The 20,512-nt window shown below is 40.4% G+C and carries 17 protein-coding genes and 1 pseudogene; 9 read left to right on the top strand and 9 right to left on the bottom strand.

Features of this window, described 5'->3' with window-relative positions; translation table 11 throughout:
* Positions 1 to 125: 125 nt before the first annotated feature.
* The gene (locus tag MTP09_RS14350) at positions 126 to 737 is read right to left on the bottom strand and encodes a YdeI/OmpD-associated family protein (RefSeq protein WP_243549405.1); all 612 of its coding nucleotides are present in this window, start codon (positions 735 to 737) and stop codon (positions 126 to 128) included.
* A 129-nt stretch (positions 738 to 866) separates the two neighbouring features.
* Between MTP09_RS14350 and prfA the strand changes: the two genes are divergently transcribed.
* From prfA to MTP09_RS14335, 3 genes are all read left to right on the top strand, one after another.
* The gene (gene prfA / locus MTP09_RS14345) at positions 867 to 1,952 is read left to right on the top strand and encodes a peptide chain release factor 1 (protein WP_243549403.1); all 1,086 of its coding nucleotides are present in this window, start codon (positions 867 to 869) and stop codon (positions 1,950 to 1,952) included.
* A 41-nt stretch (positions 1,953 to 1,993) separates the two neighbouring features.
* The gene (locus tag MTP09_RS14340) at positions 1,994 to 2,482 is read left to right on the top strand and encodes a YkgJ family cysteine cluster protein (RefSeq protein WP_243549401.1); all 489 of its coding nucleotides are present in this window, start codon (positions 1,994 to 1,996) and stop codon (positions 2,480 to 2,482) included.
* 103 nt (positions 2,483 to 2,585) lie between these two features.
* On the top strand, positions 2,586 to 2,852 hold the full coding sequence (locus MTP09_RS14335; protein ID WP_243549399.1) for a hypothetical protein: 267 nt from the start codon (positions 2,586 to 2,588) through the stop codon (positions 2,850 to 2,852).
* 177 nt (positions 2,853 to 3,029) lie between these two features.
* On the opposite strand, the gene gdhA is transcribed toward MTP09_RS14335, so the two are convergent.
* The 3 genes from gdhA to MTP09_RS14320 form a co-directional block, all read right to left on the bottom strand.
* The gene (gene gdhA / locus MTP09_RS14330) at positions 3,030 to 4,388 is read right to left on the bottom strand and encodes an NADP-specific glutamate dehydrogenase (RefSeq protein ID WP_243549397.1); all 1,359 of its coding nucleotides are present in this window, start codon (positions 4,386 to 4,388) and stop codon (positions 3,030 to 3,032) included.
* Positions 4,389 to 4,572: 184 nt separating this feature from the next.
* Positions 4,573 to 5,676: a DNA-processing protein DprA gene (dprA, locus tag MTP09_RS14325; RefSeq protein ID WP_243549395.1), complete on the bottom strand. Its 1,104-nt coding sequence runs from the start codon at positions 5,674 to 5,676 to the stop codon at positions 4,573 to 4,575.
* A 52-nt stretch (positions 5,677 to 5,728) separates the two neighbouring features.
* Positions 5,729 to 6,517 carry a rhomboid family intramembrane serine protease gene (locus tag MTP09_RS14320; protein ID WP_243549393.1) on the bottom strand — a complete coding sequence of 263 codons (789 nt, stop codon included), beginning with the start codon at positions 6,515 to 6,517 and terminating at the stop codon, positions 5,729 to 5,731.
* A 151-nt stretch (positions 6,518 to 6,668) separates the two neighbouring features.
* On the opposite strand from MTP09_RS14320, the gene MTP09_RS14315 reads away from it, so the two are divergent.
* Both MTP09_RS14315 and MTP09_RS14310 read left to right on the top strand, forming a co-directional pair.
* Positions 6,669 to 7,778: a DUF3078 domain-containing protein gene (locus tag MTP09_RS14315; RefSeq protein ID WP_243549384.1), complete on the top strand. Its 1,110-nt coding sequence runs from the start codon at positions 6,669 to 6,671 to the stop codon at positions 7,776 to 7,778.
* 101 nt (positions 7,779 to 7,879) lie between these two features.
* Positions 7,880 to 8,791: pseudogene (locus tag MTP09_RS14310) on the top strand (DUF3078 domain-containing protein).
* A 138-nt stretch (positions 8,792 to 8,929) separates the two neighbouring features.
* On the opposite strand, the gene MTP09_RS14305 reads toward MTP09_RS14310, so the two are convergent.
* Complete coding sequence (locus tag MTP09_RS14305; protein ID WP_243549382.1) at positions 8,930 to 11,074, bottom strand: DUF5689 domain-containing protein; 2,145 nt, start codon at positions 11,072 to 11,074, stop codon at positions 8,930 to 8,932.
* A 31-nt stretch (positions 11,075 to 11,105) separates the two neighbouring features.
* Positions 11,106 to 13,973: a carboxypeptidase regulatory-like domain-containing protein gene (locus MTP09_RS14300; protein WP_243549380.1), complete on the bottom strand. Its 2,868-nt coding sequence runs from the start codon at positions 13,971 to 13,973 to the stop codon at positions 11,106 to 11,108.
* Positions 13,974 to 14,177: 204 nt separating this feature from the next.
* Between MTP09_RS14300 and MTP09_RS14295 the strand changes: the two genes are divergently transcribed.
* Entirely contained in the window at positions 14,178 to 15,374 is a 1,197-nt protein-coding gene (locus tag MTP09_RS14295) for an endonuclease/exonuclease/phosphatase family protein (protein ID WP_243549378.1), read from the top strand.
* Between the two features lie 78 nt (positions 15,375 to 15,452).
* Entirely contained in the window at positions 15,453 to 15,866 is a 414-nt protein-coding gene (locus tag MTP09_RS14290) for a DUF6146 family protein (protein ID WP_243549376.1), read from the top strand.
* Positions 15,867 to 15,927: 61 nt separating this feature from the next.
* Here the strand turns inward: MTP09_RS14290 and MTP09_RS14285 are convergent, their stop codons facing one another.
* Positions 15,928 to 16,524 carry a superoxide dismutase gene (locus MTP09_RS14285; RefSeq protein WP_243549375.1) on the bottom strand — a complete coding sequence of 199 codons (597 nt, stop codon included), beginning with the start codon at positions 16,522 to 16,524 and terminating at the stop codon, positions 15,928 to 15,930.
* A 466-nt stretch (positions 16,525 to 16,990) separates the two neighbouring features.
* On the opposite strand from MTP09_RS14285, the gene MTP09_RS14280 reads away from it, so the two are divergent.
* Complete coding sequence (locus MTP09_RS14280) at positions 16,991 to 18,505, top strand: GH3 auxin-responsive promoter family protein (protein WP_243549373.1); 1,515 nt, start codon at positions 16,991 to 16,993, stop codon at positions 18,503 to 18,505.
* A 41-nt stretch (positions 18,506 to 18,546) separates the two neighbouring features.
* Here MTP09_RS14280 and MTP09_RS14275 read toward each other — a convergent pair whose 3' ends face one another.
* A complete protein-coding gene (locus tag MTP09_RS14275) occupies positions 18,547 to 19,353 on the bottom strand; it encodes an enoyl-ACP reductase FabI (protein ID WP_243549371.1) in 807 nt (268 codons plus the stop codon).
* Between the two features lie 99 nt (positions 19,354 to 19,452).
* Positions 19,453 to 19,752: a hypothetical protein gene (locus MTP09_RS14270; protein ID WP_243549368.1), complete on the bottom strand. Its 300-nt coding sequence runs from the start codon at positions 19,750 to 19,752 to the stop codon at positions 19,453 to 19,455.
* Between the two features lie 198 nt (positions 19,753 to 19,950).
* Here MTP09_RS14270 and MTP09_RS14265 point away from each other — a divergent pair, with 198 nt between their 5' ends.
* Positions 19,951 to 20,508: a DNA-3-methyladenine glycosylase I gene (locus tag MTP09_RS14265; RefSeq protein ID WP_243549365.1), complete on the top strand. Its 558-nt coding sequence runs from the start codon at positions 19,951 to 19,953 to the stop codon at positions 20,506 to 20,508.
* Positions 20,509 to 20,512: the final 4 nt, after the last annotated feature.

The raw sequence follows: 20,512 nt of genomic DNA, 5'->3' as shown, positions 1-20,512 counted from the left end.
AAAGCAAAACAAAACATAAAAAAAGTAAAAATAACAGGCAATTTTCGGAACACTTCGGAGCAATTTTACTTGGTAAAAGTAGTCAAAAATAATTACAATAAGTTGATTAATGGATGTGGTCAATTTCAACATTTTTCATATTTCCAGTTTCTTCCTTTTCCTTCCGCGATCCATTCAATTGCCTGCTCCAATCTTTTATTTCGGGTGACTTCAGTTTTGGCGTCGGTGATCCATAAAATATATTCTTTTCGGAATGATGGACTTGCGTTGTCGAAAAACTGTTTCGCCTGTTTGTTTGAATTCAGTGCTTTAGAAAAATAATCAGGAGTTTCGATTTCCTTTTTTGCGGGAGCCGCTTTCTTTATGGTAACTCCCATTTCGGTGAGTTCCATTGCTTCTTTAATGGCGGCTTTGAGTTGTTTCTTTGAAGGTAAATCTTCTATTTTCGTGAGTTTCCCCAAGTTGAACATCGAGTTTTTCTCAATATCCTTCGTAATCTCCTTCATCGTTTTCATTTCTTTTTCAAGCCAAAATCCAAATGCGCAATGGTTTTTAAAGACGGCCATCGAACAAAGGATTTTGTCCCGATACATAAAGTTGGGGAAACTCCATTTCCAATCCTCTTTTACTTCAGGGCAGGTTTCGTGGATTAAAGCTCTTAAATAATTCAAAATTGGTTTTGCGAAATCAGCGGATTTTTCAATATAAGCGTCAATTCTTGAATCGGTTGAAGACATTTGTTTAAGTTTTATCAAAGTAAAGGTAATGAAATTCTTTGCATCAAATTGATAATTAATGGTTGAACAATCAATTCTTCGAAGCAAAAAAATCTTTTTCTGTATCTTTGCACCCACAAAAATTCCACAATGTCTAAATCATTAATTCCAAAACTTGAAGCGATTAAGCAACGTTATAACGAGGTTGCAGATCTTATCATTCAGCCGGATGTAATTTCGGATCAGAAGAAATATTCCGCACTGAATAAGGAATACAGTGACTTGGGTAAAATTGTGGCTGTTTTTGACCGATACAAACAAGCATTAACAACCATTGAAGAATCTGACGAAATCATTGCAGACGGTTCTGATAAGGAATTTGTTGAACTTGCAAAAATTGAGAAAAATGAGGCACTCGAAAAAATTCCGGGATTGGAGGAGGAGCTGAAAATTTTGCTCATTCCGAAAGATCCTGCAGACGATAAAAACGTAATTGTGGAATTGCGTGCTGGAACCGGTGGTGACGAGGCGGCGATTTTTGTGGAGGATGTGTACAGAGCTTATGCAATGTACTTTAAATCAAAAGGTTGGAAACACGAAATTACCGATTCCAACGAGGCGGCGAAAGGTTACAAAGAACTCATTATGAAAGTGGAAGGAGATGGAGTTTACGGAATTATGAAGTTTGAGTCTGGCGTTCACAGAGTGCAGCGAGTACCAGAAACTGAATCTCAAGGTCGAGTTCACACTTCGGCGATTACTGTTGCGGTTTTGCCTGAGGCGGAAGAAGTGGACTTTGAATTGAATCCTGCAGACATCGAAATGCAGACCTCAAGATCCGGTGGAGCAGGTGGACAGAACGTGAACAAAGTTGAAACTAAAGTTCAGCTTACCCACAAACCTACGGGGCTTGTTGTTGTTTGTCAGCAAGCGCGTTCCCAGTTGGCAAACCGCGAACTTGCGATGGAAATGCTCCGTACCAAACTCTACGATATCGAGTTGCAGAAAGTGCAGGGAGATGTTGCCGCACAAAGGAAATCGATGGTTTCCACAGGTGACCGTTCTGCAAAAATCAAAACCTACAATTATCCGCAGGGAAGAGTGACTGACCATCGAATCAATAAGTCAATCTACAACCTCGACGCGTATATGAACGGGGATTTACAGGAAATGATCGATGCAGTGATTATGGCGGAAAATGCTGAAAAAATGAAAGGCGAGGAAGAAAACTACTAAACTTTCTTCACCCAGAATCAGGTTCAAAAAATGCCTTTAAAATGGATTTAGAAAATTACAGAAATCAGGCATTGCTAAAACAGAAAGAGCATAAAAAATTTCTGGACCAGCTCAAAAGGAAACCTCCCAAGAACCTTGACTACACCGTTCAGGAAACCCACGATGAGGTTTTCGAGAAAATTGATTGCCTTTCTTGCGCAAACTGCTGCAAAACAACAGGACCGCTTTTTACCGAAAAGGATATCGAGCGAATCTCCAAACATCTGAAAATGAAAGCTGCAGATTTTGAACATAAATTTCTGAGAACCGACGAAGATCAGGATAAAGTTTTGCAACATCTGCCGTGTTGGTTTCTCAATTCAGATAATACGTGCTCCATTTATAAAGTTCGTCCGAAAGCTTGCTGCGAATTTCCGCATACCGACCGCAAGAAGATTTATCAAATTAACCATCTTACTATTAAAAATACCGTGATATGTCCCGCCGCTTTTGAGTTTGTAGAGCGGATGAAGAAAAATATCCGGCAATAAAACATTTCATAAATAATGATAAACTTCGTTAATTTTTCGAAACGGCAATGATATTTTAAAAATAACTGCGTTACTTTAGCATCACTAATCAAAAATAAATATTATGAAAAAGTTAATTTGCGCAGCCGTAGTAATGGTTGCAGGTGTGACATTTGTAAGCGCACAAAGCACTGAAAAAGCCAAAGCACCAGAAAAAGCCAAAGTTGCGGTTGAACAAAAAGTTGCAGTAAAAGCTCAAGCCGAAACATTAAACACAGCACAGGTTGCTGAAGAAAAGAGAAAAATAGAAGCCCAAGAAGCAAAACAGGCGGCAGCTGTCGAAGCAAGACCTGCAGTTGAACAGAAAGCAAAAAGAGAAAGAGTAGAATAATAAAAAAAAGATATCATACTGAATCCCCAAATTTTTTCGGGGTTTTTTGTTTTCCGGCCAAAATAAAAAGCACTGAAAATTCAATGCTCTTTATCCTTTCACTTTACTTTTTCCCATTTTCCCGGGACAGGATTGGTTAATAAAAAATCCCGGATTTCCGGGACTTGTTCTTATACTTTATACGACACCTTGTGCCAACATTGCTTCCGCAACTTTTACGAATCCGGCGATATTGGCTCCTTTCACGTAGTTCACATAGCCATCTTCTTCTTTTCCGTAATCTCTGCACGCTTTGTGGATTCCGATCATGATTTCTTTCAGTCGAGCGTCAACTTCTTCAGAAGACCAGTTCAGTCGGATCGAGTTCTGCGTCATTTCCAGACCTGAAGTTGCTACACCACCTGCGTTGGAAGCTTTCCCCGGAGAGAAAAGAACTTTATTGTTCAGGAAGTAATTGATTGCATCCAGCGTTGAAGGCATATTTGCAGCTTCGGTTACACAGATTACTCCGTTGGCAACCAGGATTTTCGCATCTTCGATGAAGAGCTCGTTTTGAGTTGCAGCTGGGATCGCTACATCACACTTCACTTCCCATGGACGTTTTCCTGCATGGAATTCTGCACTTGGGAATTTTTTGGCGTAATCTTCTGCACGGTTATTTCCGCTCGCTCTCATTTCGAGAAGGTAGTCGATTTTTTCACCGCTAATTCCGTCTTTATCATAAATATAACCATCCGGACCGGAGATTGTTACCACTTTTCCGCCGAGTTCAGTCGCCTTTTTCACCACGCCCCACGCAACATTTCCGAAACCTGAAACACAAACTGTTTTTCCCTGGAAATCCTGTCCGATGGTTTTCAGCATCTGTTCAGCGAAATAAACCACTCCATAACCGGTTGCTTCCGGACGGATCAGTGAACCACCGTAAGCAAGACCTTTTCCGGTAAGAACTCCGGTAAACTCATTTCTGATTTTTTTGTATTGTCCGAAAAGGTATCCGATTTCTCTTGCGCCCACTCCGATATCTCCTGCAGGAACGTCGGTTTCCGGACCGATGTGTTTACACATTTCCGTCATGAAAGCTTGGCAGAATCTCATGATCTCCATATTGGATTTTCCTTGTGGGTCGAAGTCTGCTCCACCTTTACCACCTCCCATCGGAAGTGTAGTCAATGAATTTTTGAAAGTCTGCTCAAAAGCAAGGAACTTCAAAACAGAAAGGTTCACCGTTGGGTGGAAACGGATTCCTCCTTTATATGGACCAATTGCAGAGTTCATCTGGATTCTGAAACCTCGGTTCACCTGAATTTCGCCTTTGTCATCTACCCATGGAACACGGAAGATGATGGTTCTTTCTGGTTCTGCCATTCTTTCAAGCAGTTTCATTCCGTTGTATTCTTTCTTTGTTGCAACGAAAGGAATTACGGTTACGGCAACTTCTTTTACCGCCTGAAGGAATTCTGGCTCATTTGGGTTTTTTGCTTCAATTTTTGCAATAAACTCCTGGATTTTTTGCTCTACGTTATAATGTTCCATAATGCTTAATGATTATAGTAACAAATTTAATTTTTTTTTCAAAACTCGCAATAAAAATTTCAAAAATTAATAATAAATCAACAAAAATTAAGTTTATTTTTATTAATGTGATAAAAATGATGCTAAAAATATTAATAATTTAACGTTAAGTCAATATAGATAAATTATTAAAAACGGTAAAAAGTCAGAGTGCGAGATATTGTCTCCCCGAAAGTGCTTTCACCAGTCCCAAAATTTCTAACTGAAGCAGTTCAGGCAAAATTTTGAAAGTGGGGAGGTCGAGCTTCAAAGCAATATCATCTAAAGATTGTGGTGTGCTTCTGTCTAATGTTTTATAGATTAATTCTTGATTGTCAGATAATTGCAATCGGATTTCGGAGGTAGGGAAGAGTTCGCCGGTTTTTTCTTTTTGATAGCCAAGCTGTTCCACAAGCGATGAAATGGATGAGATGATTCCTGCTTTATTTTGTAAAATCAGTTGGTTGCAACCTTGGCTGTATTTGTCGGTAATTTTCCCCGGCAACGCAAAAACGTCGCGGTTGTAGTTGCTGGCAAAAGTTGCCGTGCTGATCGATCCGCCACCGAAACCTGTTTCCACGACAATCGTTGCCGGAGACAAACCGGCAATCACCCTGTTTCTTTGAATAAAATTTTCTCGGTCGGGTTTTTGGGATGAATTGAATTCGGTCAGCAAAGTTCCGCCTTCTGCAATAATTTTTTCTGAAAGCCGCTTGTTTTTTGACGGATAAAGGGTGTGAAATCCATGCGCTAAAACCGCAATGGTCGGAATCTTATTTTCTAAAGAAACTTCGTGTACCACAGTATCTACACCTAAAGCAAGTCCACTTACTGTGACGATATTTTTCTTTTTTAGCTCAGGCAAAAAATCATGGATGAAAGATTTTCCGTAAGAAGTGATGTTTCTCGTACCTACGATGCTCAGGGAATTTCGCGAAGAATCCAGTTCACCTTTTTGGTAAAGAATTGCAGGAGCATCATCGCATTCATGTAATAATTTTGGCAAATCGCCGAGATGGCGGAGATTGATTTTGATATTGTGTTTTTCACAAAACTTCAGCTCTTTTTCGGCAAAATGTAAATGTTCGGCTTTCCCAATTTCTGCGGAAATTTTCTTGCCGATTCCATAAATGTCTTTCAATCCGGTTTTTGAAAGTTCCCATACCTGTTTCGCTGAACCCACTTCCAACACTAATTTGCGGAAAATAATATCGCCAACTAACGGACAATGGCGAAGCGCGACGGAATAGAGAGTCTCTTCAGAAAACATGGTTATTTTTTTCAAAAATATTGAAAAATATCCACTCGTTAAAATATTGGTTCTACGGAAGTTCTGATCTTTCGTTTTTACGAATTTCGTCTAAGCGTTCCCAAACGTTTTCTTTCTTTTTATAGGGGAGTTCCATGAAATCTTCAGGATGTTTTTCGCGGTATTCCTGCCAAAGTTTATCGTCTTTTTCGCTGTAGTAATTGGGGAATTCCCAGATGAATTTCTTTTTCTTTTCGCCCTCTTTCCTGAAAACGAAAGCCATAATCACTCCGATCACCGCTCCCGAAAGATGTGACTGCCACGAAATTCTGCTCGGTGTTTCTGGGGTGTAAAACAATTCTTCGGGCATCACTCCCCAAATTAAACTTCCGTAATAAAGCGCGACGAGCATCGAAATCGTCAGCAATTTCATATTCCATCGGAAAACGCCGCTGAAGAAAAGGAAAAACGCCAAAACATAAACGATCCCGCTTGCTCCGATAATGCAGACGTAATTATAGTTCCCGGTCATTATGTCGATTGGCGGAAGCAGCCAAACCAATAAACCCGCAAGAATCCATCCTAGAAAGAACACTTTCTTCGCAATGAACGGATAAAACTGGAACAGCAGAAAAATCAAAACGAAAATCGGAACCGAATTCCCGAAAATATGTTCAAGTCCGCCGTGAAGAAATGGCGAGAAGATGATCCCCTTTAAACCTTCCGGAACAAGCGGGATGATCGCTCCACTGCAACCTTCGAGAAAACCGGTTGACTGCAGCAGAAAACCCAACCACATCAACACAACCATGATGGCTGCATACAGTACGGCGCGGTAATTCAGGGAGTCGTTTTTGAACATAATGGTTTTTTGACAAATCAGCTGCCAAAAAATTAATTAAGTAAATATGGCTAATTCTTGGCAAAGCGAAAAGAAATTTCAGACAAAAAGTAATAAAGTGCGCATCGCGAAGTTTTTAGTTTTCAAATGGATTGTAGTAAATTTGCCGGCTATGAAGAAGATTCTTTTTGTGGTTCTCGCTTTTTTGTCAACCGTGTTTAAAGCGCAAATCCGAAGCAGCATTCAGGAGAAAATTGATTCGATCTCGCAGAAAAGATGGGATTCTGTCGCCATCGATCTGGACAGTTTGGCCAATCCGAAACTCATCAACCTCGAAACGAAATTTAAAGACACCATTGTGATCCACGACAAATTGGTCATTGCCAATGTTACGGGAGAAGTCCCGATCACACCCTATCATTTGATGCGGATGAAAGATCCGATAAAATGGTTTTATTTCGGGCAGAACAACCTGGTTTTTAACCAATCATCTTTTTCTAACTGGAATTCGGGAGGGAATAACAATATCGGCGTCATCGGAAAAGTCAACTATATTGTTAATTATAAAAGTGGCAAACATTTCTTAGACAACCAGTTCAAGTTCGGTTATGGTTTTGTGTCAACTCGAGGTGAAGCTGCAAGAAAAACCGAGGACTACATCAACATCATGTCAAACTACGGTTACGACATCGGGAAGAACTTCTATCTCTCCACGGGTTTTCAGTTTTTGTCGCAGTTTGCACCGGGTTACAACTATTCGGCAACACCAAATCCTGAATTTTCGGACAGGATTTCGAGATTTATGGCTCCAGGTTATCTGAATGTAGGTTTGGGTATTTCGTACAACCCAAAGGAGAATTTTCAGGTGATTTTCCGCCCGATCAACGGTAAGTTTACTTTTGTTAATGATCCTTTGCTGCAGAAAGCCGGGAAGTATGGTTTGGAAAGAGACGGGCAATCGATGAAGGCGGATTTGGGAGCGTTGCTCAATATTCTTTACCGGCTGAAAATTTATGAGAACATTGATTTTACCAACCAGGTGAACTTTTTCAGCAGCTATATCTCTCATCCTGAGAGAGTTGATGTAACTTATAACGGAACACTCGACATCAGGTTTAACCGCTTTATTTCTGCGGTGGTCGGTTTGGATTTGATGTACGATCACGACCAAATCCAGAAACTTCAGATGAAGCAAACTTTGGGAATCGGGTTTTCTTACAACTTCGGTTTCGAAAATAAGGAGAGGAGTAAGAAATTCATTAAACCGTTTATTGCCAATTAAGGTAGTTAAATGTTTTCACGATGGTGAAGACTTCTTAGCTTTTTGGTTTTGAAGAGATTCAAAATTTTTATCCGTAGTTTTGCCGGCTCAAATAACAAGTTATTAAGAAATTACTATTATTCGCGATTCTGGTTTCAGGATTTGGTTTTGCGCAGGAAACTCCTGTTGTGGTTGAACAGGATACCGTGAAACACTGGTCCATTCACGGTCAGAATACTTTGATGCTCAATCAGGCGGCGTTCTCCAACTGGGTTGGAGGTGGAGCCAACAATATTGGTTGGATTGCGTGAACGAACTATAATATGACTTACGAAAAAGACAAAGATCTTTGGGAAAATATCGTGATCCTCGGTTATGGAGAAAATAAAAACAAAGGTGTTGGTTCCAGAAAAACTCAGGACGTCATCAATCTCTCCACCAACTACGGAAGAAAAATCGCGAAAAGCTGGGACGCTTCTGCAGGTGCGAGTTTGCTCACTCAGTTTGCGCCTGGTTACGAAGATGGCAACAATCCACAAGCTGCCAAAATTTCAAATTTTATGCCGCCCGGTTATGTGAATTTGGGAGCTGGTTTTACTTACAGACCGAATGATAATTTTACCATGACGCTTCGTCCTGCAAACGCAAGATGGACATCTGTTTTGGATAAAGAAATTCAATATGCCGGAAATTACGGTCTGAAAAACGATGGCGATTCTTCGCTATTCCAATTCGGTTTCCTGGGAACGGCTTTGTACAAAGTAAAGTTGATGGAGAACATGACCTTGATCAATACGGCATCTGTATTTTCGAATTATCTAGATCATCCGGAACGACTGGTTCTTTCCTACGGTGGAGTTCTGAATATGAAGATCAACAAATACGTGTCGTCCGTCATTACTTTAGACCTTTTGTATGACCACAACCAAATCTGGAAAACCCAGGTGAAGCAAACACTTGGGGTTGGTTTTGCCTATAACATCGACAATGGGGTGAAACGTTCCGACAATAAGAACAACCAGACCTGGAAATAAAGCTTAACAATTAATAATAAAAGAAGGCCGCCTCAATTGTGAGACGGCCTTATTCTTTTTCACTCATTGTTTATTTTGGAGTTGACTCAAAAGAAAAGTCCGCAATTAATGCGGACTTTCTATTGTTGTCGGTGGATATTACTGAACCACAATATTATCTAATTGGATTGTTGTCGTAACTCCCTGTCCGTTTCCGGTGTACTTAAACATTACGTATCCGTTTCCTGTCAAGCCAGCAGGGAAGTTATAGGTTCCTGCGTTTTGGAATGTTCCATAACCAGATGTAGGTGTAGTTGGAATCGTAAATGCAGAAGTAATGTCCGTCAAATTCGCCGGATTGATTTCTCCCAATGGAGTGTAATTCGTCGTCGTAAATACTTTAAGTGCATTTCCGTTAAAGAAACCAATATTTACATCAAACTTAATGCTGTTTGCTGCTGTAAAATTAACAGGAACGATGAAGTAGGTTTCATACGGACCGGTTCCGGAGTTTGCACCCAGCTGGATGTATTTGTTACCTCCGAAAGTTCTTCCCTGCCAATATCTGTTTCCTTCAACCGGAGCGTTGACATATTTCGGGAAAACTTCAAGATAAGGAGCAGACTGTGTTATAGGATAACTTTCGAAGTTTTCGGTAAATGCACCAAGGAAATTGATGTCAGTACCTCCTTTCGGTGGGTTTTCTGCATACCTTTCTCCGGTCATCTTTACATCGTTCAAATCTCTCACATATAATTGTAGGGTGCCATTAAAACTGCTGATAATTCCCATGAGTGAGCCGTTTCCGGTTGGGAGGTTCAGGAATGCAAAAGTAGAGTATGGCGAATTACGGGTAATGATTGAGCCCGCTTTTGTACGGTCTGCCGCAAAGAAATCAAATTCTCTGTTCGTCGTTACACCTGGATTAGCCCAACCGTTCAGTGTACCCAATGTGTTGTATAAAGCTTGTTTGGTAAACTGTGCTCTTTCAAATTTCACCAAAGCTCCAACCATATCCGCTGTAATGGAAGAAGGTGAATTCACAACGAACGGCACGATTGGTGTTGTCGGTTGATTGCAAGACTTTAGTACATTGGTGTTCAGTTTCTGGTCAGTTAATGCAAATGTAACTTCTCCTGTAGTAGGGTTTGTATTCTTATTAGTAAGCTGCACGATTCCCCCAACTTTTGCCAGCCAAAGATCTTTTGCCTTGATCGTTACTTTAGTTCCTACCGGATATTTAGCGTACATATTTACTGCATCGGTAATGATAGTAAGACCTTGTGTAGGATTTTCAAGTTTATCCTGGATGTAGAGTGTTTTATAAATGTTTCCTGAAATATCAGATGAACTTACATATCCTTCCACAACCATATCTGTTGTAATCTGGATGGTATTTGTTTCGTTTGCTGGGTAAAGCGCTTTAAGGTCTGCTAAAGTTCCTGTTGCAGTGAGAGAAGAACACTCCTGAACTCTTGGTCCGTTGAACTGGATATCATTGAGGTTTCTGATATACATTTGCCAGTTCACATTATACTTGCTTACCACAAAAGTAATATTTCCGTTACCTGATGGAAGCTTGGTAGATCCAAAAGTGGAGAAAGCGGAGTTTCTTAAGACAGTTGTGTATCCGTTCTTATCAGTGATCGATCTTTCGGTGTCTACCGCTGGGTTTTGCTGAACAAATGTTTTTCCCTGCTCGAAATCAGAAAACTGTACATTCGGAACTCTTACAAGCATATTGATATACTTGTCCTGTTTCGCAGCATCTAAATTTGGCAAATCCAAAGGAGTGATTGTTGCAATATCTAACTGCGAACCATTACAAACTCCTGAAATATATTTGCTGAACAAAGATCCAGGGATTCTTCCGATGGCATAGTTCGGGTCAACTGAACCCAACTTTACTGTTCCTCTATCAGTTCCCAGTCTCAAACCTTTAGCATTGATTCGGATATGTGAACCCACAGGAAAATCGGCATAATTACTTGCTCTGTCAACTTCAATCTGAAGTCCTACCGTTGGATTGGAGGGCTTATCTTGGAAAGAGATGGTTTTGTAAAAGTTACCGCTTTCATCGGAAGATACCACATAAGCATCAAAAATTTGGTCATCTGTAATCAGTTTGTAACCTGATGCAGGTGCCTGTGCTTTGAAGTCGGCTAAAGAAATGTTTGCCTTGTCAAACTTGTTGTTACAATTGATGGGTGGTGTATCCCATTCATCTTTATTCACACAAGAGCTAAGCGCAACCGTAGAAAAAACGATCGCTAAAGCAGTTCTGAAATATTTTTTGAAATTCATTGTATTTATTTTTATAATTTCGGATTAATGATTAAAATCTAACCTGTAGATTGATGAAATAAGATCTTCCCTGAGTGTACCAGTATTTTGGACCAAACTGTGGATATTGGCGGTCGTTTTCCTGTACAAAACCTGGGAAAGTTACCCTTCTTGTCTGTTCGAAACCACCTGTGATATATTTGGTGTTATCCAAAATATTATTAACAGAGGCAGTAATCAGCACATAGTAAGCACCTAATCTCCACGATTTACCAACATTCGCATTGATGAAATAAGCTGATGGTAGTTTGGTGGGAGCCAGTACTTTTCTCAAATCGTCGGCAGTAAGTCCTGCGTAAGGAGTACCTGAGACAGGATTCTGTACAAATCTTTCTGATCTGATGATTGCTGAAGGATCCAGAAAGTTGTCGTCCAGATAATTCCAGTTGGCTCCGAACCACCAGTATTTTGGTGAGTTGTATCTGAAACCGAGTGAGTATCCCTGTTGTGGAGTACCTCCTAAACGGTAGTTCTTAAGGTATGCTTTTCCGATATCAAGGTAAGGCAATCCGTTTTCAAATACTCCCGTTGCATCGGAAGAGAAATACGCATGTGGATCATTTTTGTAGGTGTATTGCCCGTAACTTGCCAATCCTTGTAGCGAAAGGGTAGGAAGAACTTTCACATCGACTCCAAATTCCACCCCCATATTTCTTTTTTCAACATTGGTCATCGTTTGTGTTACGAAAGCACTCTGTACTGTTGTTTCAATACCATCCTGTCCTTCTCGTGACAACTGGATTCCATCTGCAAAGAACCTTTGTACATTGGTATCGTTTTGAGTATCTACCAAGTATCCGGTCAATCTCATTTTTACAAACGGAGTATTCATGATATAACTCAAATCATTTGCATTGATGATTGAGTTTTTGATGTTCGGTGCAACAGAAGCATTTGCTCTTGGGTTGATGAACAAGTCTTCCAGGAATGGCGCTTGAGAGAAGTACGCACCATTATAAACGAGGAAGTTTCTTCCGTCAACTTTATAAACGATCTGTCCCTTCATACCGAAATCCCAGAAATTGTAATCTTTGCTTTTCCCAAAAGAGTCTTTGTAAAGATAATGGTGGTATAGACCTTCTCTGTTGGAAGTAGAATATCCTGCCAAACCGGAAATGAACACGTCGAATTTCCCAGTCTGGAACTTAAAGCCAGGATTAACTTTGATGTCCTGTCTTCTGAAGATGTAGTCATACCCCATTTTATCGCCAACCTTTTTGGTCACATTTGCTTCCCCTTCGTCATAAAGTCCAGATGTTCCAGCGTTGTTAGTAGCTGCAAAAGGGTCTTTATTTAAAACAAAATCGGCTCCTAATAGATCTTTAACCTCTCTGTAGAGTTCGGATTTGTAGTTTTGGTAAGATACGTTAAGCAATAGTTTGCTGGTGTCGGTAAAGTTGTAAACGTAATGGGTTGCAGCATTGAAAATTTTGTCGTCGCTTACATCGTTTACCTGATAGTAAAGTGCTCTTTTTCCTGTTACCCCATAGTAATTATCTGCTGTTTGGGATTGGTTTCTGTGGTACAGATTATCCCAGTTGAGCTGAGTGAATTTAGGATCGCCACTTTGCCAACCAGCCAAAGCTGTTTGATAAGCATCATTGAAGCTTGATACATCGGCACCTGGATTTTCAGAAAGGATTTCTTCCATTTGGCCATAGAAATAGCTAGGAAGGTATCTGTAATAAGTTGGTGACGGGTTCGGAACGCTTTGCCAGTCTAATCTCGCGCTCTTATCTTTACCGAACTGGTATGAAATAGCAGTTGCCAAACTTGATTTTTTGTTGATTTTCCAGAAATCCTGAAGCTGAATAATCGGCTGGAACCCCTGTCTTACACGCTCACTTCTTTTTTTGCCGTCTTGCCATCCCCAGTAGGAGTTGTAGTGAACCCCCATAAAATCATATACCTCCTGTGTGTTTGGGCTGGAAGTAGATCTTCTGTAAGGAGCAGCGAACGCGTTAAAAGTCATCGTGTGAGTATCGCTGAATTTTTTCTCGATTCCCAGATAAGCGCCATAAGCATCGTAAAAAGTTCCCTCTTGGATTCCTTCCTGTGCCCATCGTCTTGCAGCCATTGCGGTTACGGCCCATCCGTTTCTTTTCATGCCGGAAGTATATCGCAAGGAAGCACGGTTCCGGTAGTTACGGTTTGTTAATGAATAAGTTGCCTGGAATCCTTTTCTGTATTCGCTGGCGTTAGTGTTTTTATAGATAACGGAACTCGCACCCCCGAAAGCATATTCTGAAGGTGAATGATTCGCTGCAACTTCTGGATATCTCGTGATTTCGTTAAGACCGCCCCAGTTGCTGAAATCTACGTTTCCGTTGTCAGATTTTACCATTGTAACACCGTTCATCATGGTTTCACCAGTTCTTCCGTCAATACCTCTTGGTCGGTACCAGTAAGCACCCAAATCAAACGCTGCAATTCTGCTGAAAACATCCTGTGAAGACTGCAATAAGCCGACAGTTGAAGTTTGGCTCGAGTTTTCCTCGTCACCACTGTTGTTGTCGATTATTACCAGTCCCTGATCTGCTCCTGTTAAAGATGTGTAAAGGGTAATTACCCCTAAATCTTTTCTCTTTTCGTCGCTCTTTACATCAAACTCCATTACTTTTGTTTCGTAATTGGGTTTGGTAATCACAATCTGGTAGTGACCAGATTTAAGATCAACAAACTGGAAGTATCCAATTTTGTCGGCCTTTACATCATGCTCAGAACCTTTCAAGTCAACCTCTGCGCTTTCCACTGGTTTTCCGTCTGCATCTTTCAAGTATGCGTAAACCGTGGTCTGTGCAAAATAAAAAGATGCCGGAAGCAGCGTAAACAATGAGATTAATGATAGTTTTTTAATCATGTTTAAATATATTAATAACTTTTTTCGAGCTAAAAATCAGTTTGTTAAAACTGGGACTGCAAATTTACTCTAAAATTTAATAGATTCTTCTTTTTTAACACTTTTATTGTTAAAAAAACATTAAAAAAAATGGGCTGACAAAAATTAGTTCCCAACGTGATAATTTATTACTTAGATTTGCATCTCAATATTTTGATTAATAAAATGAAAAAAATACTAAGCTTAGCATTATTGGCAATATTTTGTTTTTCCTTTGCCCAGCAAAAAGGACAGCTCAGAAGAGTAGCTACAGTCGGATTCCTGAATGTGGAGAACCTTTGGGACACGATTGCATCAGCAGACTATATCGATGGTACTAAAGACATTAGCAATCCGGCATTCCACAGAAGTGTTCCGTTGGATTCGCTTCAGTATCTGGAAACTACAGAAGATTATAAAGGAGAATGGAACGACCAGCTCCTAAAAGGAAAAAAAGTGATCAGAAAGCAAATTCTTGCGGACGATTTCACCTCAAAAAGCGCCAAAAACTGGAATACCAAAAATTACAACCACAAATTGGATAACGTTGCAAAAGTTATTTCCGAAATGGGAGCACAGTACACCAGAACCGCTCCTGCTATGGTAGGTTTGATCGAGGTGGAGAACAGACAGGTAGTGCAGGATTTGGTGAAACATCCGACTTTGGCTAAGTATGATTACGGAATCATCCACTATAATTCTTATGACGCGAGAGGAATTGATGTTGCGCTCATTTACCAGAAAAGAAGGTTTACGCCAACCAATTCTTTGAAGAAGGAAATAAAGATTTATGATGAAGGAAAAAGAAGCTACACCCGTGATATTCTTGTGGTTACAGGATTTCTTGATAACGAAAAGGTGGCTGTTTTTATGAATCACTGGCCGTCAAGAAGTGGGGGTGAAGCGCGATCGCTTCCGAAGAGAAATGCGGCCGCGGTAGTTCTTAAACAACAAATGGACAGCATCCGAGCACAGGATCCATCCACAAAACTGATCGCGATGGGTGACTTTAACGATGATCCCGTAAGTTCCAGTTTGAAGAATTATTTGAAAGCTGTAGGCAGCCAAAAAGAATTGAGCAATGATACTCCGTACCTGAACTTAATGTACCCTCTTTACAAAAAAGGGGTTGCTTCACTTGCTTATCAGGATGCACCGAATTTATTTGACCAGATTATCGTATCGGGAAACTTGGTTTCCGACAAAGTTGGAAAAGACTTTTCGGTTTTTAAAGCGGAACTTTATGCTCCAGCTTATCTCATCACCAAAGAAGGCAACTGGAAAGGTTACCCATTCCGATCCTGGAACGGCGATAAATATACAGGCGGTTACAGCGACCACTTCCCGGCGTTTGTCGTACTGCAAAGAGAAGCAGAAAATTAACAATAATAGGCCGTTTTTCGAAACGGCTTTTTTTGGCTCTTGATTTGATGTTTTTAAAATCCTTAACCTTAAAACAAAATGAAAAAACTGATCTTAATATTTGGATTGTTGCTTTTCACCGCCAGTTGTTCGACACAGAATATTCCAAAAGAAGGCGATAAAGTCTCGATGAGGCCGGAAAAAAATGATGACGGCGAATGGGACATCGAAGTCTTGGATTCGCAATGGAGCTATTTTCTGAATGCAATCGCAAAACCGATGAGTATGTACAGCGAATCCTATTTGAAAACCAAAAACAGCTTTTTGGTTAGCGAATGGAATTCCTACTATTTTTCAGGAAGATACCGAAACGTGATCGAATCTTCTATCGAATACAATCCTAATGAAAATTACGGGATACTGTTTGAGTACAAACTCTATCAGGTTTTTGCCTTCGTGCAATGGAAATACGGATTAAAACTGAACGGACTGAGTATGACAGATGTTCGGTAATGATTACAAAAAAGGTTCAGGAATTTTCCCGAACCTTTTTATATAGTTTAATTTTAATGTTTTATCCGTTGAATTTTTCCTCAACTTTATCCCAGTTGATCACATCGAAAAATGCGGTCACATAATCCGGTCTTCTGTTTTGGTAATGCAGGTAATAAGCGTGTTCCCAAACATCAAGTCCCAAAACCGGAGTTCCTTTGCAGTCTGCGACTGGCATCAGTGGATTGTCCTGATTTGGTGAAGAGCAAACCGCAACTGAACCGTCGTCTTTTTTACACAACCAAGCCCATCCTGAACCGAATCTTGTTTTTGCCGCTTCAGCGAAATCGGTTTTGAATTTCTCGAAACCTCCGTAAGCTTCGATTGCCGCTTTTACGTTTCCTACAGGTTCTTTGCTTCCCCCCGGAGTGAGGATTTCCCAGAACAACGTATGATTATAGTGACCACCACCGTTGTTTCTTACCGCAGCTTTATCGGTGCCGGTTTTGCAGATTTCTTCAATTGTTTTTCCTTCGAGATCGGTTCCTGCAATTGCTTTGTTTAAATTATCAATGTATGCTTGATGGTGTTTCGTGTGGTGAATCTCCATCGTTTTTGCGTCTATAGTGGGTTCCAATGCATCGTAAGCATATCCCAATTTCGGTAATTCGAATGCCATAACTTTTTTTGTTTAAATTATTAATACCCAAATTTAGCCATTATTTAGACCAATTCCAAAATAGCGGGATTACTTTAATAAATCTTTAACATTGATAAAACCGGTAGAAATAAAAAAGTATGCGTCGATTGCATTCTTGTTAAGTGTGACAGCTAACGAAAATATAGAAGTAGCAAAATCGCAAAGATTGATATTAGCTATTCTAGATTAAGCTAAGAAAAGATTGCGAACAACTCCGCTGACTAAGTGCGCGCTTCATCAATTTGGTGAAGAGGAACCAGAACTTTGCCATCTTAAAATAGGGTATTTCTAAAATAAATCCTTTGCGTTTCAACCAACAACAAATAAATAGTTCACAACTCACATAACAATAATGTTGCGTTCTATGTAACTTATTTCCAACTCGACAGTACGGAATTTCTTATTGCCCAGATTTTTTTAGCAGAAAAATATTATATTTGCTTTTATGGCAACAAAAGCGCTTTTCAACACGGTAGTCAACTGGTTCATACGGCAGAGAATCGACCAGATTCAGAACTTTATGAAGCATCCTGTTGAAACCCAGAATGGCGTACTCTTCTCCCAACTTTATTTTGCCGAAAACACCGACTACGGGAAAATCCACGGCTTCAGTTCCGTTTCCAATTACGGAGATTTCCGCAGAAATGTTCCGATTGTGACCTACGAGGATTTCGAGCCCTATATCGAAAAAGCAAGACAGGGAATGGCGGATATTTTCTGGCCGGGAAATATCAGAAGGTTTGCAAAATCCTCCGGAACGACCAATGCAAAAAGCAAGTTCATCCCCATTTCGGATGAGGCACTTGAAGACTGCCATTTCAAAGCGGGAAAAGATTTGCTTTCCATTTACGCCAACAATCACCCTGAAAACAATTTGTTCTCCAACAAAAACCTCCGTCTCGGTGGAAGTTCGGAACTGTACGAACATTTCAACACCAAATTCGGCGACCTTTCTGCGATTATGATTGAAAACCTGCCGTTCTGGGTTGAAATCACCACCACTCCGAGTAAGAAGGTTTCATTAATGTCGGAATGGGAAAGCAAGCTGAAAGCAATCGTGTCCGAAGTAAAAAATGAAGACGTGGGAAGCTTGACCGGCGTTCCGAGCTGGATGATGGTATTGCTGCAAAGGATTTTAAACGAAACCGGTCATGCAAACATTTCAGAATTATGGCCGAATCTGGAAGTTTTTTTCCACGGTGGAATCAGCTTCCAACCCTATCGTGAACAATACCGAAAAATAATCGGAAAAGACATCAACTATTACGAAATCTACAACGCCTCAGAAGGTTTCTTCGGAATCCAGGATCAGTTTGGGAGCGACGAAATGTTGCTGATGCTCGATTATGGAATTTTCTATGAGTTTATTCCGATGGACCAATTCAACCCGAATAACCTTGAAGCCATTCCTTTGGAAGAAGTAGAAATCGGGAAAAATTACGCCATGGTGATTACCACCAACAGCGGATTATGGCGCTATCTGATTGGTGACACGGTTCGTTTTACTTCCTTAAATCCTTTCAGAATAAAAATTTCGGGAAGAACCAAACATTACATCAATGCGTTCGGTGAAGAACTGATGATCGACAACGTAGAAACAGCACTGACAAAAGCTTGTGAATCAACGGATTCTTCAGTTTGCGATTTTACGGGAGCTCCGGTTTTTATGAAAGACGGCGAAAGCGGTGCACACGAATGGATTTTCGAATTTACCAAGGAACCTGAAGATCTCGACCGCTTCACGGAACTTTTCGACAATCATTTAAAATCCGTGAACTCCGATTACGAGGCGAAACGCTATAACAATATGACGTTGAAGAAACCGATTATTCACGTTGCAAAACCTCAGCTTTTCTATAACTGGATGTCGGAACGCGGCAAATTGGGCGGACAAAATAAGGTTCCCCGATTGAGTAACGACCGAGAATACATCGAACCGCTTCTGAAAATGAACCAATAAAAAAAACCGTCATTTCGACGGTTTTCTGTTATAATTACTAATTACTCATCATATTTCTCCACCACTTTTTGCGAAACTCCGGTATTGCTGAAACCGCCATCGTTGTAGAGGTTCTGCATCGTTACCTTTTTGGTAAGGTCCGAAAACATTGCGACGCAATAATTCGCGCAGTCGAGTGCATCGGCGTTTCCGAGTGGCGACATATCTTCCGCGTATCCCATAAATCCGGTAAAACCTTTCACACCGCTGCCTGCAGTGGTCATCGTTGGCGACTGAGAAATCGTGTTGACCCTCACTTTTCTTTCGCCCCAATAATAACCGAAAGTTCTCGCGATACTTTCCAGGTACGATTTGTTATCTGCCATGTCGTTGTAATCCGGGAATGTACGCTGTGCCGCAATATAAGTCAGCGCAAGGATTGATCCCCATTCGTTCATACAGTTTTTTTCCCAGGCAACGCGCATCACTTTGTGGAAGGAAACCGACGACACGTCCCAACCCTTTTCGAGCCAGTCGTAGTTCATTTCGGTATAGTGTTTCCCTTTTCTCACGTTTACGGACATTCCGATGGAGTGCAGGATGAAGTCGATTTTGCCAAATTTTGCGATTGCCGCGTCAAAAAGTTTTTCCAGATCTTCAATAGAGGTTGCATCTGCACCGATTACTTCAGAACCGGTTTTTTCGGCAAGTGCGTTCAGTTCACCCATTCTCATGGCGATCGGCGCGTTCGAGAGGATGAATTCTGCTCCTTCTTCGTGGCATCTTTCCGCAACTTTCCAGGCGATCGACTGCTCATTCAGCGCGCCGAAAATAATTCCCTTTTTCCCTTTTAATAATCCGTATGACATAATATTTATTTTAAAAACAAAAGTAAGAAATATATTGTTTTTCGCATAAAAAAAGGAAGCCAAAATACATTGGCTTCCTTCTCAATATGAAGTTATGAATTAGTTGGTCGCTTTTCTTACTTCTGCTTTTGCGTCTTCAGCTGCGTCTTTGGTTTTTTCCCAGGCATCGTCAGCTAAATCTTTTGTCGTTTCCCAAGCGTTCGAAACAGCGTCTTTGGTATCTTCCCACGCGTCAGAAATATTGTTTCTTGCGCGTTCCATCCAACCTTCGTGGGTAGGTTCTTCATTTTTTTCACGCTGCTCGCGGATGTAGTCCTTTGCGCGATCTGCATAGTCGTTGATCGTCCATTTTGCTTTGTCAACAGCGTTTTCAGCTTTGTTATAATCCTGTGTGTCCATAATAATTTTATTTTGTGTTAAACATTTGGTTAATGAAAAAATCTAATTTGATATTATGTTAAATAACAACAACCATTCCTAAATATTTTAATGTTATGTTAAACATATCACAAAGTTTTCCCAATATTTCTATCAGATTAAAATCATTTACGACTTTCGGAATAAAATCATTCCTTATTTTTGGTAAAACTTTAAACAATGGAATTAATCCGCTGCGGTTGGTGTGAGAAAGACGACCTCTACCGCAAATATCACGACGACGAATGGGGAAAACCGGTTTATGGCGACGAAACAATCTTCGAGTTTCTGGTGCTGGAAAGTTTCCAGGCAGGACTTTCGTGGTACACGATTTTGAACAAGAGAGAAAATTTCAGGAACGCGTTTGACAATTTTAATTATAAAAAAATCGCAAAATACAGTGAATCTAAAGTTGAAGAATTAATGCAAAACTCGGGAATCATCCGAAACCGGCTTAAGATTTTGGCGACGATCAACAATGCCCAGAAATTCATGGAAGTCCAAAAAGAATTCGGTAGTTTTTCCAAATACATCTGGAGTTTTGTAGGTGGAAAACCGATTGTCAACCATCCAAAAACCCTGGGCGAAGTTCCGGCAACCACGGAAATTTCTGATACTTTAGCTAAAGATTTAAAGAAGCGTGGATTTAAGTTCCTTGGTTCCACTGTAGTTTACGCGCACATGCAGGCAACAGGAATGGTTTGCGACCATTTGGTGGATTGTCATTGTAAAAATTAGTAAT

Origin of the sequence: Chryseobacterium suipulveris, assembly GCF_022811685.1 — a bacterium.
Lineage (GTDB): Bacteria > Bacteroidota > Bacteroidia > Flavobacteriales > Weeksellaceae > Kaistella > Kaistella suipulveris.
The sequence above is the reverse complement of the archived record's forward strand: the minus strand, read 5'-3'. Positions and strand labels throughout refer to the sequence as shown.